This window comes from Rubrobacter sp. M3-4, from assembly GCF_059772285.1.
Map to the genome: position 1 here is coordinate 79,081 of NZ_JCBAJP010000003.1, position 13,608 is coordinate 92,688.

The following is a 13,608-nucleotide window of genomic DNA, read 5'->3' on the forward strand; positions in this document are numbered from 1 at the left end:
CCGTTCGACCGGATAGGATCACGGCCGGTATTCGCCGAAGACCTCGCGCAGGGTGTCGGAGACCTCCCCCAGGGTGGCGAGGTTACGCAGAGCCTCTTTCATCGGATAGAGGAGGTTTTCGCCGGAGAGCGCGGCCCGCTTGAGCTCCGCGAGCGCCCGCTTGACCGCCCCGGTGCTGCGCATCTCCCTGAGCCGGTGGAGCCTGTCGCGCTGCACCTCTCCGACGGAATCCCCGACGGTGTGAAGCTCTATCTCAGGCTCCTCCCCGGGGACCTCGTAGCGGTTGACGCCCACGACGACGCGCTCTCCACGTTCGAGCTCGAGCTGACGCTGGAAGGCGGATTCTTCGATCTCGCGCTGCATATATCCCTCCTCCACCGCCCGGACCGCACCCCCGCGCTCCTCTATCTGCCGGAGATACCTCCACGCGGCCTCCTCCACCTCGTCCGTGAGCCGCTCGACGAAGTACGAACCGCCGAGCGGGTCGGCAACGCGCGTGAGGCCACTCTCGTGCGCGAGGATCTGCTGGGTGCGCAGCGCCAGCGTCGCGCTGCGTTCGGTGGGGAGCGCGAGAGCCTCGTCGTAGGCGTTGGTGTGCAGCGACTGGGTACCACCGAGCACGGCCGCGAGCGCCTCGACGGTGGTGCGCACGATGTTGTTCTCGGGCTGCTGTGCGGTGAGCGTGGAACCGGCAGTCTGGGCGTGGAAGCGCAACCTGAGGCTCCTGTGATCCCTGGCCCCGAACCGCTCCCGCATGATCTTCGCCCACATGCGCCTGGCAGCCCGGAACTTGGCGACCTCTTCGAAGAGATCGCTGTGGGCGCTGAAGAAGAAGGAGAGCCGGGGGGCGAAGCGGTCCACCTCGAGCCCGGCCCCGAGGGCCGCCTCGACGTAGGCCACCGCGTCGGCGAGCGTGAAGGCGACCTCCTGCACGGCGTCGGCGCCCGCCTCGCGGATGTGGTAGCCGGAGATGGAGATCGGGTTCCAGCGGGGCAGCTCGCGGGCGCAGTAGGAGATCAGGTCGGTGGCGAGACGCATCGAGGGTCCGGGTGGATAGACGTAGGTGCCCCGCGCCAGATACTCCTTGAGTATGTCGTTCTGGGTGGTGCCGGAGATCCTCTCCCGCGGCACCCCCTGCTCTTCGGCGACCATCTGGTAGAGGAGGAGCAGGATGGGGGCCGTGGCGTTTATCGTCATGGAGGTCGAGACCGAACCGAGCGGTATGCCGCTGAAGAGCTCGCGCATGTCCAGGATCGAGTCGACCGCCACCCCGACCTTGCCCACCTCGCTCGCGGCGAGCGGGTGGTCGGAGTCGAGCCCCATCTGGGTCGGAAGGTCGAAGGCGACGGACAGTCCGGTCTGGCCCCGCTCTATGAGGTGCCGGAAGCGCCGGTTGGTCTCCTCGGCGGTGCCGAAACCGGCGTACTGGCGCATCGTCCAGGGACGTCCGCGGTACATCGTCGGGTAGACACCGCGGGTGTAGGGGTACTCGCCGGGATCACCGAGCTTCTCGCCGTAGTCGAAGCGTTCGAGGTCGTCGGGTCCGTAGAAGGGGCGAACCTCTATCCCGCTCTCCGTGAAGAGCTTCTCGCCGGAGGACAAGGTTACTCCCCCCTCTCCTCGACGAGCTCGGTGAGGACGCCGAAGGTGCTCTGCGGATGGAGAAAGGCGATCCTTCTCCCTCCCAAGCCGACCCGCGGCTCGCGGTCCACGAGCTCGACCCCCCGGCTCTCGAGCTCTCCGAGCGCCCGCTCGAGGTTCGGGACGAGGTAAGCGACGTGGTGCATGCCTTCACCCCGCCGGGCGAGAAAACGACCCACGGGGGAGTCCGGATTGGTGGGCTGCAGCAGCTCCAGCTCCACATCTCCGGCCTGAAGGCGCGCCGCGAGCACCCCCTGCTCTTCGCTCATCTCGGTCTGAAGGTGCCGCATCCCGAAAACCTCTTCGTAGAAGGCGACCGCCGACCTGAGATCCCCAACGGCGTACGCGACGTGATGAACCCGCCCGATCAACCCACTACCCCCTCACGAAAGCAGCCCGCTGGCAACCACGTTTACCCGCGGTATACAATGCCCTCCGTGACGTCCCGGGAGGATTCGTGATGCAGAGCAAGGTCTTGAGGAAGATCGAAGAGCTCTCCGAGGAACGCGAGAGGATCCTCTCGCGCGAGAGCGAACACCACGCCACCGCCGCGGACCACGCCAGGCTCAAAGAGATCGAACACTCTCTGGAGGTCCTGTGGGATCTCAGAAGACGCGAGCTCGCCGGTGAGGACATAGACCCGGACGAGGACTTCTACGACCAGTACGACCGGTACCGCTAGTAGTCTACTGCCGGGGTGAACGGTCTTCGGCCGTCTCAGACCACTCGGCCGTCGCCGAAGCCCTCTCGAACACCTTCACCAGCTCCATCATGTCGTCGTGGTTGAAGGTCTCACGATCGGCGTCGGGCACGAAGGTCGCCGTCCTCCCGTCGGCGTAGCGCAGGACGACCTCGCGCACGGCCATGTTCTCGTGGTCTGGTCTCTCGGTCTGTCTCTCTCTTATTATGCCGTGCATCTTCAGGACTCCCGCTCTCTCTTCTCGCTCTTGCGTATGTCGTCGGCTATCGCTTCCAGGTAGGTGGCCATCTGGTGCAGTTCGTAGGCGTAGAACCTGTCGCGCAGCTTGGATCTGAAGACGTCGCTCGTGCCGTCGTCGAACCTGAGCACCACCTCTTCGATCCCGTAGGGGTCGAAGGTACCCTCCACGTCCAGCGGGCTCCCCCGCCATTCCTCAGTCGTACGCTCCGCCATCCTGTACCTCCGCTCCTCAGACAAGCTCAGACCAAGTCCACCTCAGGATATTACACCAGCCCCCCGGCCTACAAATGCAACACGGGAGAGACGGCCACGAGCAGAGGAGCGACGAGCAGTGCGGGGAGCATGTTGGCGACCCTCATCTCTTTAAGGTTCAGAAGCCCGAGCCCGAGACCGAAGATGAGTATGCCGCCGGTGGCTGTGGTCGCAGAGATCATCCCCTTCGTCACCACCTCCTGCAGGAACCCGGCACCGAGGGTTATCGAGCCCTGGACGACGAGTACGGTGCCGGCCGAGAGCATCACGCCCCACCCGAGCACGGAAGAGAACGAGAGCGCCGCTATGCCGTCGAGGACGCTCTTGAGCGCGAGCAGGCTGTAGTCTCCGCGAAGGCCGTCCTCTATGGAGCCGAGGATCGTCATCGGGCCGACGCAGAAGAGCAAACTCGTGGTTACGAAGGCCCGGCTGACCTGGCTCGTCCCCTTCGAGAAGCGGGCTTCGAGGCCGTCCCCCAGCCGGCGCAACCAGGAGTCTATGTCCACCCACTCCCCGACCAAGAGCCCCACGATCACGCTGATGAGCGGTACCAGGGGGTTCTGATACTTCAAGAAATCCTGCACACCGACGAGCAGGGTGACGATGCCTATGGCGTGCATGGCCGTCTCACGCATCTTCGGCGGGAAACGCCCCCCGGCCAGGGTGCCTATCCCTCCTCCGGCGAGGACGGTGGCCACGTTTATGGCGGTCCCTACGCCCACGGCAGAGAAGTATATAACTGAACCCGCTCCGCACGCTCTGTATAATTTTTTTGAATTTGTGAGGTAAAACCGAGCTTCGGGAGTTTTCGCTTGGATCTTTACGAGCATCAAGGCAAGGAGTTGCTGCGCGGTTTCGGCATCGAGACGCTGCCGTCGATCGTCGCCGCCACGCCGGAGGAAGCAAGAAGGGCGGCCGAGACGCTCGGCGGCGGGACGGTAGCGGTCAAGGCCCAGGTCCTGACGGGAGGTCGGGGCAAGGCCGGGGGCATCAAGGTGGTCGGGAGCCCCACCGAAGCCGAGCAGGCAGCAGAGGCTGTCCTCGCGATGGAGATCCGGGGACACAGGGTCCGCAAGGTGCTGGTCGAAGCCGGGGCCGAGATAGAGCGGGAGATGTACCTCTCCGTCACCGTCGACCGCGAGGCCAAGGCTCCGCTCATCCTCTTCTCGACCGAGGGCGGGGTGGACATCGAGGAGGTCGCCGCGACCAAGCCCGAGTCGATAGTCCGGGTGCACGCCAACCCGCTCGTCGGGCTGTTGCCCTATCAGGTGAGGCGGCTGACGTCCGCCGCGGGGCTGTCGGGTGAAGCGGCGAAGAGCTTCGGCAGGACGCTCTCGAACCTCTTCGAGGCCTTCGAGAAGCTGGATGCGAACCTGGTCGAGATCAACCCGCTCGTCCTCACCCGCGACGGCAACATCGTCGCGCTCGACGCGAAGGTCACGGTGGACGATTCGGCCCTCTTCAGGCACCCGGACATCGCCGAGATGCGCGACGTCGAGGCCGCGGATCCGCAGGAGCGGCGCGCCCGGGAGGTCTCGCTGCAGTACGTCAAGCTCGGCGGGGACGTCGGCATCCTCGGGAACGGCGCGGGGCTCGTGATGAGCACGCTGGACGTGGTCGCGCAGGCCGGGGGCGAGCCGGCGAACTTCTGCGACGTGGGCGGCGGGGCGGACGCCGAGAAGATCGCGACCGCGCTCGACATCGTCACCTCCAACGAGAACGTGAGGAGCGTCTTCTTCAACATCTTCGGCGGCATAACCCGCGGAGACGAGGTGGCGAAGGGCCTCCTCTCCGCGATAGAGCGCACCAACATAGACCTCCCGATAGTCGTCAGGCTCGACGGGACCAACGCCGAGGAGGGCCTGAAGATCCTCTCGGAGAACACCCCGCAGAACGTGCACACCGAGAAGACGATGCTCGACGCGGCCCGCCGGGCGGTCGAGCTCGCGAGCGAAGGGGGTCGGTAGCGTGGCGATCCTAGTAGACGAGAACACCCGGCTCCTGGTCCAGGGGATAACCGGGCGCGAGGGCAGCTTCCACACGCGGAGGATGCTCGCGAGCGGCACCAACGTGGTCGCCGGTGTCACGCCGGGCAAGGGCGGCCAGAGCTTCGAGGGTATCCCGGTCTTCGACTCGGTCGAGGAGGCCGTGGAACAGACCGGGGCGAACACCGGCGTGATCTTCGTCCCCCCGCCCTTCGCCGCCGACGCCATCTTCGAGGAGCTGGACGCCGGGATCGGCACGATCTGCTGCATCACCGAGGGCATCCCGGTGCACGACATGCTCCGCGTCTCGGGGTACCTGCCGCTCAAGGAGGCGACCCTCATCGGGCCGAACTGCCCGGGCATCTTCTCCCCCGGCAAGGCGAACGTCTCGATCATGCCGGCCGACATCTTCAAGCCGGGCAGGGTCGGCGTGGTGAGCCGCAGCGGGACGCTCACCTACCAGATCGTGAGCGAGCTGACCCAGCGCGGGATCGGCCAGTCGACCGCCGTCGGGATCGGCGGCGACCCGGTCATCGGCTCGGACTTCGTCGAGATCCTCAGGAAGTTCGAGGAGGACCCGGAGACCGAGTGCGTCGTGATGATCGGGGAGATCGGCGGCAACGCCGAGCAGCGGGCCGCGGAGTTCTGGAAGAGCGAGATGAAGACCCCCGTCGTCGCCTACATCGCAGGGTTCACCGCCCCGGAGGGCAAGACGATGGGACACGCCGGTGCGATCGTCTCCGGCGGCGAGAGCACGGCCGAGGCGAAGAGCCAGGCATTGCAGAAGGCTGGCATCAAGGCCGCGACCAACCCGACCGAGGTCGGCGAGCTGGTCGCAGGGATCGTGGGCTAGCGTGGCGCTCGAGGAGGTGGAGGGCCCTCCGGGCCCTCCCTGGGACCGTCCCCTGAGGGGCCGATTCGAGCGCCTGACGGTCGAGTCCGGGATCCTCGCGGACAACCCCCTCGGAGATCCCTCCCGCCGTCCGCTCTACGTCTACGTGCCCCCGGAGATCGACTCCGGGGGCACCTTCGCCTCCATCTACGTGATACAGGGCTTCACCGGCCAGCTCGACATGTGGCTCAACCGCAGCGCGTTCGAACCGACGGTCGTAGAACGCGTGGACGAGCTCTTCTCCTCCGGCTCCTGCCCCCCGGCGATAGTTGTCTTCGTCGACGCGTGGACCTCATACGGAGGGTCGCAGTTCATAAACTCCACGTCCACCGGACGCTACATGGACTACCTCTGCGACGAGGTGGTCCCGTTCATCGACGGCCGCTACCCGACCGCCGCTTCCCACGAGCACCGCGGGCTCACCGGGAAATCGAGCGGAGGCTACGGGGCGATGGTGGTCCCGATGCTCCGTCCGGACGTCTTCGGGGCGCTCGCCTCCCACGCAGGCGATGCCCTCTTCGAGGCCTGTTACCTGCCGGACTTCCCGAAGACGGCCCGCATCCTCAGGGACCACTTCGAGGGATCGTGGGAGACCTTCTTCGAGCGCTTCCGCAAGGCCGAGACGATGGAGTTCGAGCGCCACGGCGTGCCGCTCGAGGTCTACGGCTACGCGGCCTGCTACTCGCCCGACGAGGAGAACCCCGGAAAGGCGCTCCTCCCGTTCGAGACCGAGACCGGGCGTCTCGTCGAAGAGGTCTGGGAGAGGTGGCTCGAGTGGGATCCGGTCCGGATGGCGCCACGATACGGCGAAGAGCTGGCGAGCATGCGCACCATCTATCTGGACGCCGGCAAGTCGGACGAGTGGTATCTCGACCTCGGCGCGCGGGCCTTCGCCCGGGAGCTCGAGAAGCTCGGGATAGAACACACCCTTGAGCTCTTCGACGGAGGACACATGGGAATCCAGTATCGTTATCCCCGCGCGATAGCAGCCCTCGCGAGGGTACTCGATCCCGGCTAGAGATCAGTGTTCTCTGAGGCTCTCCAACCGTGAGAGCAGCCCCTCGTTTATGTCCCGTCCGACGAAGAAAGCCCCGATCACCATCGGGAGGTAGTAGCTCAGGCTCCGCCAGATCATGATCCCCGCGAGCAGCGATCCCCCGGAGCCGGAGCCGACCAGGGCGGCGAACCCCAGCTCTGCGGCTCCGCTCCCGCCCGGCGTCGGAGAGAGCGGCAGGAGAAGGTACACGACGAACTGCGCCGCCATGGCCTCCAGCGGGTTGCCATTCCAGCCGCCAGCCATGAGCGCCAGCGCTCCGATCGCCGTGTAGGAGAGCCAGTAGACGATGTGCAGCCCCGTGCACACGAAGATCGCTCCCGGCTCCTTGCGCCAGATCTCCATGAAACCCGAGCGGAGGTCCGCGTAGAACGCCCTTGCCTTCTGTCGCCAGTCGCCATCCTCCCCGGAACCACCGGTCGGACGCCTCGCGCCCTCTCCCCTGCGGCGGAGAACAAAAGCCACGATCACCCACACCAACACCGCTCCTACAGCGATGGCGAGCAGGATCTTCCCGCTGTCCTTGATCGAGAAGTAACCGCCGTAGAGCAAGAACCCCACCACCGTACCTGAGACCAAGACCGTGAAGTTCAGGATGGCCTTGACCGCCAGAAGGGCCCCGCCCATCCCGGGCGAGAGCCCTGCCCGGCTCAACCCCCATACTTCGTAGGGCACCTCCCCGCCCATGAACGGGGTGATGTCCCCGACCGAATGCGATGCCAGGTAGAGGCGGATCATACCGCGGTACTCGTAGCGCCCGACGAGCGGCTTCAAGAGCACGGAGAACATCGCTCCCTGCACGAACCAGGTGAAAATGGCGAAGAAGACAGCCGCCGCCAGAGGAGCGACGCCGGTGATCTCCACGCTCTCGCCCCTGAGCTCGCGTGCAACGATGATGAGCGCGATGGCGCTGAAGAGCACGCCGCCGCCGAGCCCGAGGAGCGTCTGTCTTATGTGGTGGTGAGTCTCCCTCTTCAAACGGTCCTCTCTATCCAGACCCGCCGCCTCCGGAGGGAGTATCCGGCAGCCCTATTATCTGACGCCCCATCAGGCTGGCGACCAGCTCCACCGCGAGCTCCGCGGTACCGTTGCGCACGTCCAGGATGGGGTTGACTTCCACGACGTCCAGCGAGGTAAGAAGCCCCGACTCGCTGATGAGCTCCATCACGAGATGCGCCTCACGATACGTCAACCCTCCACGCACCGGCGTACCCACCCCCGGGGCTATCTCCGGATCCACCGCGTCTAGGTCGAGGGAGACGTGCACCCGCTCGAGACCAGAGAGTTTCCCGAGCGCCCGGCGGACCACGCTCGCCACCCCGTAGGCGTCTATCTCCTTCATCGTGAAAACCGTGACACCGGATTTCCGGAGCAGCTTCTGCTCCTCGGGGTCTACAGACCTCAGCCCGACGATCACCACGTCTTCGGGACGTACGCTCGCTCCTTCGCCTCCTATCTCCACCAGCCGCGGGTCACCGTATCCGGCGAGCACCGCGAGCGGCATCCCGTGGATGTTCCCCGAGGGGGAGGTCTCCGGTGTGTTGAAGTCGGCGTGGGCGTCGATCCAGATGACGCCCGTCCTGCCGGCCCTGGCCACCCCAGAGACGGTCCCGATGGAGATCGAGTGGTCACCGCCGAGGAAGACCGGCGTCATCCCCTCGGAGGCGACCGCGGCGGCTTTTTCGCAAACCTTGGCACAGACCACCCTTATGCTCTCAAGGTGCCGTATACCCTCACCGTCCTCGACGAGCTCGGGAAGCGGTACGCCCGCGTTGCCGAGATCCTTCACCTCGTAGCCCAGCTCCTTCAGGGCGCCCTGCAGCCGGGCGTAGCGGATGGCGCTCGGCCCCATATCGACGCCCCTGCGGCTCTGTCCAAGGTCCATCGGTACGCCGAATATGCCAACGGGTCTTTCGGTCGTGCGCAAAGGAAGGCTCCCTCCGGCCTCTACGGAACCCGAACGTTAATCCTGGTTCGTCTCTGTCTCGGCTTTCATGGTACAGCTATTCTACAAGCCAACGGCTTCGTCACCGGGAGAAATCCACCCTCTTTCGGGTCAGGAAAGGTCGGGGATTGGCTATCATAGCCTCTCTGAAGAACAGGCAGGAGTCCCGAGAAGGAGTCTGGATCGTGGGTGAGATCGGCATCGACAGGTTCAACTCGGCCACCGAGGAGGAGATAAAGTCGGCCAAGGTGGCCGACTCGTACTTCCACCGCACGATGGAGGTTCTCAAGTCACGCGGCCTGGAAGACACCCCGGTGTGCATGGAGGTCTCCTACAAGAGCTCCAACGAGGACGAGTGGTTCGTGGTGGCCGGCCTAGATGAGGTGGCGTACCTGCTCGAAGACGTGGAGGTGGACGCACGCGCGGTCCCGGAGGGGACGATCTGCCGCCCGCACGAGCCGATCCTCGCCCTCTCCGGTCCCTACGGCGCGTTCGCCGAGCACGAGACGGCGATCCTGGGGTTCCTCTGCCAGGCCTCGGGGGTGGCGACCGCCGCAGCCAAATGCCGGCTCGCAGCGGGCGACCGCCCGGTGATCTCGTTCGGGGCGCGCAGGATGCACCCCTCGGTCGCGCCGGTGATCGAACGCTCCGCCTACCTCGGAGGCTGCGACATGGTCGCGGTAGACCTCGCGACCAAGCGGCTCGGCATCCCGGCGACCGGCACGCTGCCGCACGCGCTCGTCCTGATCCTGGGCTCGACGGCGGAGGCGGCGAAGGCGTTCGACGAGGTGATGGACCCGGAGGTGCCGCGTACGATCCTCATAGACACCTTCGACGACGAGACCGTGGGCGCGCTGGAGGCCGCCCGGGCGATCCCGGACTCCATAACCGCCGTCCGGCTAGACACCCCGGGCAACCGACGCGGGGACTTCCGGGACCTGATGCGCGAGGTACGCTGGGAGCTCGACCGCAACGGCTTCTCGCACGTGAAGCTCTTCGCCTCGGGCGGGATAGACGTGGAGTACATCCTGCACCTCAACCCGGTCTGCGACGCCTACGGGGTGGGCGGGGCGATCGCCTCCGCCCCGATGATCGACTACTCGATGGACATCGTCGAGGTGGCGGGGGAGGACCGGCACAAGCGGGGCAAGCGCGGGGGGCGCAAGCGCCTCCTGGAGCTGCGCGACGGCTCCCACCTGGTGATTCCCGAGGGAGCAGATGCCCCCGAGGGAGCGAGGGACCTCCTCAGGCCGCTCTCCGAGCTCTACGCCTCCCCTCCGGACCTCTCGGCCCTGCGCGAGAGGGTGCTGAGACAGCTCGAAACGGGCAACTTCCCCCTCTACTAGAGAGCGCTCCGGTAGACCTCGGGGCGGCGGTTGGCGAGCGCCGGGAACTCGGCCCTCAGACGCTCCAGGTACCCCAGATCGAGCGGGGCGAGCGCGAAGCCGTCCCTATCCGGACACCGCGCGAGCACCACCCCCCACGGGTCGACGATCATGCTGCGCCCGTAGGTCCAGCGCCCGTCGGCCTTCTGTCCCCACTGCGCCGGGGCGACTACGTACGCCTGGTTCTCGACGGCCCGCGCCCGCAACAAAAGCTCCCAGTGGTCCTTCCCAGTCTGCAGCGTGAAGGCTGCCGGGACCATCAGGATCTCCGCGCCGGCGAGCGCGAGCATGCGGTAGAGCTCGGGGAAGCGGACGTCGTAGCAGACCGAGAGCCCGATGGTGGCCGGCCCCGCCTTCGCCGTCACGATCTGCTCCCCAGGCGCCATGGTTCTGCTCTCCAGGTACTCTCTGTCCGCCACCTTCACGTCGAAGAGGTGTATCTTGCGGTAGACGGCCAGAAGATCCCCCGACGGAGCGAAAAGGGTCGAGGTGTTGTGCAACCGCGTCGAACCGGGCACCTTCTCGAGGATCGAGCCGCCGAGCAGGTAGATGCCCAGCTCGCGAGCGAGCGAGCCGAGGAAATCGGTCGTCGGCCCGGGGATGCTTTCGGCGTTCTCCCGGTAGACCTTCTCGAGCCCGTGGCAGCTCCAGAGCTCGGGCAGGCTCACCAGATCCGCCCCGGCGGATGCGGCCTCGCGGATGAGGCGCTCCGCCGTCTTTTTGTTCTCCTCCCTGTCCGGGGTGGATGACATCTGCACCGCGGCCGCGATTATCCTTCGCTCGCTCATGAAATACTCCTCTCTTCCTCCGTCTCAGCCGCCTCCCAGAGCACGGTCGAGGTGGATGGCCGCGCTGATCAGGGAGAGGTGTGTAAAAGCCTGCGGGAAGTTGCCCAGGGCCTCGCCGCTGCGGCCTATCTCCTCGGCGTAGAGCCCGAGGTGGTTGGCATAGGAGAACATCTTCTCCAGGGCGAGTCGGGCCTCGTCGAGCCTCCCGGCCTGCGTGAGGCACTCCACGAGCCAGAAAGAGCAGAGGCTGAAGCTGCCCTCGGCACCCTCGAAGCCGTCGTCGGCGGCCTCTCCAACCCGGTAGCGGTCGACGAGGGTGTCGAAGGAGAGCTCCTGCTGGATCCTGTCCAGCGTGGAGATCCAACGCGGGTCTATGGGACCGACGAACTTGACCAGCGGCATCAGGAGCAGCGCCGCGTCGAGCGCCTGAGACCCGTAGTGCTGGACGAAGCTCTGCTTCTCCTCGCTCCACCCCTGCTGCATAACCTCCTCGTAGACGGCGTCGCGCTCTTCGACCCAGCGTCCCTCGCCGGCCGGCAACCCCCTCTGGCGGGCTATGCGGACGGCTCTCTCCAGGGCCACCCAACACATCACCTTCGAAGAGACGAAGTGCTGGCGGCCGCCGCGCACCTCCCACATCCCTTCGTCCGGCTGACGCCAGTTCTCGGCGAGCCACCCTATGGTCTGGCGCAGATCCTTCCAGAGGTCGTAGTCGAGGGGGGCACCGTGCTTGTTGTAGAGGTAGGCGGCGTCGAGGACCGCGCCGTAGAGGTCGAGCTGAAGCTGCTTGTAGGCAGCGTTCCCGACCCGGACAGGACGGGAGCCTCTGTATCCGGAGAGGTGGTCGAGGGTGTACTCTTCTATCTCGCTCCTCCCGTCGATCGAGTAAAGGGGCTGCAGCATGCCATCCCCGCCGTCCTCGCAACGTTTCCTGAGCCAGCCCATGAAGTTGTGGGCCTCTTCGTCGAAGCCGAGCTTTATGAGGGCGTAGAGGGTGAACCCGGCATCCCTGAGCCAGGTATAACGGTAGTCGTAGTTGCGGGCGCCCCCGATCTGCTCGGGCAGCCCCATCGTGGGGGCGGCAACGAGTGCCCCGGTGGGATCGTAGACCATGAGCTTGAGGACCAACGCGCTGCGCCGGACCATGTCCTGCCAGCGCCCGCGGTAGTTGCAGCGGGAGATCCAACGCCGCCAGTAGCTCACGGTCTCGTTGAGGTTCCTGTTGAAGACCTCCTCGGAGGGTGCCTCCCCGGGGTCGTCCTCCCCGTCGAGCCCGCGCAGGACGAACGTGGTGCGTTCGCCCTCCCCCAGCGTGAAGCGGGCCCGCACCGAGCCTTTTGGTCCTTCTTCGAGCGGGATCTTCGAAGAGAGGCCGAGGACGCTGCCGTCCTCCCCCCGGAAGACGGCCCCACGCCCGCCGACCGAGACGGTGTGCCGGGCGCGGGCGTAATCGAAGGCCGGGCGGCACTCGAGCTCGAAGGGCATCTCGCCGCGTACGGCGTGCACGCTGCGTACCAGACGGCTGTGTCCGGAACCGGTGGCGATCGGCATGTAGTCGAGGATCTCGACGACGCCTTCCGGCGAGAGGAAGCGGGTGAGCAGCACGTTGGTGTCGGGCAGGTAGATCTGCTGGCTGCGAGCGTGCGAGAGCGGGCGCAGCCGGAAGTGCCCTCCCTTCTCGTCGTCCAGGATCGAGCAGAAGACGCTCGGCGAATCGAACGCCGGCAGGCAGAGCCAGTCTACGGTGCCGTCCCTGCCCACGAGCGCCGCGGTGCGCAGGTTGCCGATGATGCCATGGTCCTCTATCGGAAGGTAAGCCACTCGACTGCTCCTCGCGTTCTCCGAACCTCCTCGCAAGAGTATAGTGCAGTAGCCTGGTCTGTTTCCCGGACGCTACGGCGGGGTATAGCTAGAGAGGTCTTTACCTCGGTTCGATCAGCGAAAGGAGGATGAAGAGTGGAAGAAATGCTCGGTGGCACCCGGATAACCTACCTCGGACACGCAACGTTCCGTATCACCACGGCGGGTGACGAGCAGATCATCATAGACCCCTTCCTCACCGACAACCCCCAGACGCCCGACGAGCTCAAACAGGTCGGAGAGCTCGACACCATCCTCGTCACCCACGGACACTTCGACCACATCGCGGACGCCGTCCCCCTCGCGCAGCAGACCGGGGCCACGGTCGTCGCGAACTTCGAGATATGCAACTGGCTCGGCACCAAAGGCGTGGAGAACACCTTCCCGCTGAACAAGGGCGGCACCGGGCAGGTCGGCGGGGTGAAGATAACAGCCGTCAACGCCCACCACGCCTCCTCGATCACCGAAGAGGACGGGACCGTGATCTACGCCGGGGAGCCCTGCGGGTTCGTGCTGGAGTTCGAGAGCGGCTTCAAGCTCTACCACGCCGGCGACACGGCGATCTTCGGAGACATGCGCCTGATCGGCGAGCTCTACGGACCGGACCTGGCGCTGCTCCCGATCGGGGACCGGCTCGTGATGAGCCCGTTCGAGGCGGCGCACGCGGCGAGGCTACTCGGCGTGCGTCACGCGGTGCCCATCCACTACGGTACCTTCCCGTTCCTGCCGGGGACGCCGGAGGAGTTCAAGAAGCAGGCGCAGAGCATCGCGCCGGACCTCATAGTCCACGTCATGAAGCCGGGAGAAGAGCTCTCCTCCTAAGCGAGGGCATAAGCCGGTCGCTGTCAGGGCGCCCCTCTGCGGGG

General features: G+C 66.0%; 15 protein-coding genes. 6 read left to right on the forward strand and 9 right to left on the reverse strand.

Annotated features, from left to right (window positions below; translation table 11 throughout):
• Positions 1-18 precede the first annotated feature (18 nt).
• Both AC6EKW_RS04235 and mce read right to left on the reverse strand, forming a co-directional pair.
• Complete coding sequence (locus AC6EKW_RS04235) at positions 19-1,602, reverse strand: acyl-CoA mutase large subunit family protein (RefSeq protein ID WP_273887520.1); 1,584 nt, start codon at positions 1,600-1,602, stop codon at positions 19-21.
• Positions 1,603-1,604: 2 nt separating this feature from the next.
• Positions 1,605-2,012 carry a methylmalonyl-CoA epimerase gene (mce, locus tag AC6EKW_RS04240; RefSeq protein WP_273887519.1) on the reverse strand — a complete coding sequence of 136 codons (408 nt, stop codon included), beginning with the start codon at positions 2,010-2,012 and terminating at the stop codon, positions 1,605-1,607.
• Between the two features lie 89 nt (positions 2,013-2,101).
• Here mce and AC6EKW_RS04245 point away from each other — a divergent pair, with 89 nt between their 5' ends.
• Entirely contained in the window at positions 2,102-2,323 is a 222-nt protein-coding gene (locus AC6EKW_RS04245; RefSeq protein ID WP_273887599.1) for a DUF2630 family protein, read from the forward strand.
• 4 nt (positions 2,324-2,327) lie between these two features.
• Here AC6EKW_RS04245 and AC6EKW_RS04250 read toward each other — a convergent pair whose 3' ends face one another.
• The 3 genes from AC6EKW_RS04250 to AC6EKW_RS04260 form a co-directional block, all read right to left on the reverse strand.
• Positions 2,328-2,558, reverse strand: coding sequence for a hypothetical protein (locus AC6EKW_RS04250; protein WP_273887518.1), 231 nt, complete (start codon positions 2,556-2,558; stop codon positions 2,328-2,330).
• A gap of 2 nt (positions 2,559-2,560) precedes the next feature.
• The gene (locus AC6EKW_RS04255; protein WP_273887517.1) at positions 2,561-2,794 is read right to left on the reverse strand and encodes a hypothetical protein; all 234 of its coding nucleotides are present in this window, start codon (positions 2,792-2,794) and stop codon (positions 2,561-2,563) included.
• Between the two features lie 68 nt (positions 2,795-2,862).
• The gene (locus AC6EKW_RS04260) at positions 2,863-3,555 is read right to left on the reverse strand and encodes a DUF554 domain-containing protein (protein WP_273887516.1); all 693 of its coding nucleotides are present in this window, start codon (positions 3,553-3,555) and stop codon (positions 2,863-2,865) included.
• A gap of 90 nt (positions 3,556-3,645) precedes the next feature.
• Between AC6EKW_RS04260 and sucC the strand changes: the two genes are divergently transcribed.
• The 3 genes from sucC to AC6EKW_RS04275 are packed head-to-tail and all read left to right on the forward strand — an operon-like array spanning position 3,646 to position 6,728.
• The gene (gene sucC / locus AC6EKW_RS04265; RefSeq protein WP_498513781.1) at positions 3,646-4,800 is read left to right on the forward strand and encodes an ADP-forming succinate--CoA ligase subunit beta; all 1,155 of its coding nucleotides are present in this window, start codon (positions 3,646-3,648) and stop codon (positions 4,798-4,800) included.
• Between the two features lies 1 nt (position 4,801).
• Positions 4,802-5,671, forward strand: a complete 870-nt coding sequence (sucD, locus tag AC6EKW_RS04270) for a succinate--CoA ligase subunit alpha (protein ID WP_273845166.1) — start codon at positions 4,802-4,804, stop codon at positions 5,669-5,671.
• Position 5,672: 1 nt separating this feature from the next.
• Positions 5,673-6,728 carry an alpha/beta hydrolase gene (locus tag AC6EKW_RS04275; protein ID WP_498513782.1) on the forward strand — a complete coding sequence of 352 codons (1,056 nt, stop codon included), beginning with the start codon at positions 5,673-5,675 and terminating at the stop codon, positions 6,726-6,728.
• 3 nt (positions 6,729-6,731) lie between these two features.
• On the opposite strand, the gene AC6EKW_RS04280 is transcribed toward AC6EKW_RS04275, so the two are convergent.
• Positions 6,732-7,742 (reverse strand): lysylphosphatidylglycerol synthase transmembrane domain-containing protein, encoded by a 1,011-nt coding sequence (locus AC6EKW_RS04280; RefSeq protein WP_273887513.1) that lies wholly within the window; start codon positions 7,740-7,742, stop codon positions 6,732-6,734.
• Between the two features lie 10 nt (positions 7,743-7,752).
• Entirely contained in the window at positions 7,753-8,691 is a 939-nt protein-coding gene (gene rocF / locus AC6EKW_RS04285; RefSeq protein ID WP_498513783.1) for an arginase, read from the reverse strand.
• Positions 8,692-8,894: 203 nt separating this feature from the next.
• Between rocF and AC6EKW_RS04290 the strand changes: the two genes are divergently transcribed.
• On the forward strand, positions 8,895-10,055 hold the full coding sequence (locus AC6EKW_RS04290) for a nicotinate phosphoribosyltransferase (protein ID WP_498513784.1): 1,161 nt from the start codon (positions 8,895-8,897) through the stop codon (positions 10,053-10,055).
• Here AC6EKW_RS04290 and AC6EKW_RS04295 read toward each other — a convergent pair.
• On the reverse strand, positions 10,052-10,882 hold the full coding sequence (locus AC6EKW_RS04295) for a carbon-nitrogen hydrolase family protein (RefSeq protein WP_273887510.1): 831 nt from the start codon (positions 10,880-10,882) through the stop codon (positions 10,052-10,054). The genes AC6EKW_RS04290 and AC6EKW_RS04295 overlap by 4 nt on opposite strands.
• A 24-nt stretch (positions 10,883-10,906) precedes the next feature.
• Positions 10,907-12,703 (reverse strand): glycoside hydrolase family 15 protein, encoded by a 1,797-nt coding sequence (locus AC6EKW_RS04300; protein WP_273887509.1) that lies wholly within the window; start codon positions 12,701-12,703, stop codon positions 10,907-10,909.
• Positions 12,704-12,847: 144 nt separating this feature from the next.
• Between AC6EKW_RS04300 and AC6EKW_RS04305 the strand changes: the two genes are divergently transcribed.
• Complete coding sequence (locus tag AC6EKW_RS04305; RefSeq protein WP_273887598.1) at positions 12,848-13,564, forward strand: metal-dependent hydrolase; 717 nt, start codon at positions 12,848-12,850, stop codon at positions 13,562-13,564.
• The last annotated feature ends 44 nt before the right edge of the window (positions 13,565-13,608 follow it).

Coding starts and splice junctions, on each gene's coding strand:
- AC6EKW_RS04255 (WP_273887517.1), bottom strand. CDS start 2,794: ATGGCGGAGCGTACGACTGAGGAATGGCGGGGGAGCCCGCTGGACGTG.
- AC6EKW_RS04245 (WP_273887599.1), top strand. CDS start 2,102: ATGCAGAGCAAGGTCTTGAGGAAGATCGAAGAGCTCTCCGAGGAACGC.
- AC6EKW_RS04295 (WP_273887510.1), bottom strand. CDS start 10,882: ATGAGCGAGCGAAGGATAATCGCGGCCGCGGTGCAGATGTCATCCACC.
- AC6EKW_RS04305 (WP_273887598.1), top strand. CDS start 12,848: ATGCTCGGTGGCACCCGGATAACCTACCTCGGACACGCAACGTTCCGT.
- AC6EKW_RS04250 (WP_273887518.1), bottom strand. CDS start 2,558: ATGCACGGCATAATAAGAGAGAGACAGACCGAGAGACCAGACCACGAG.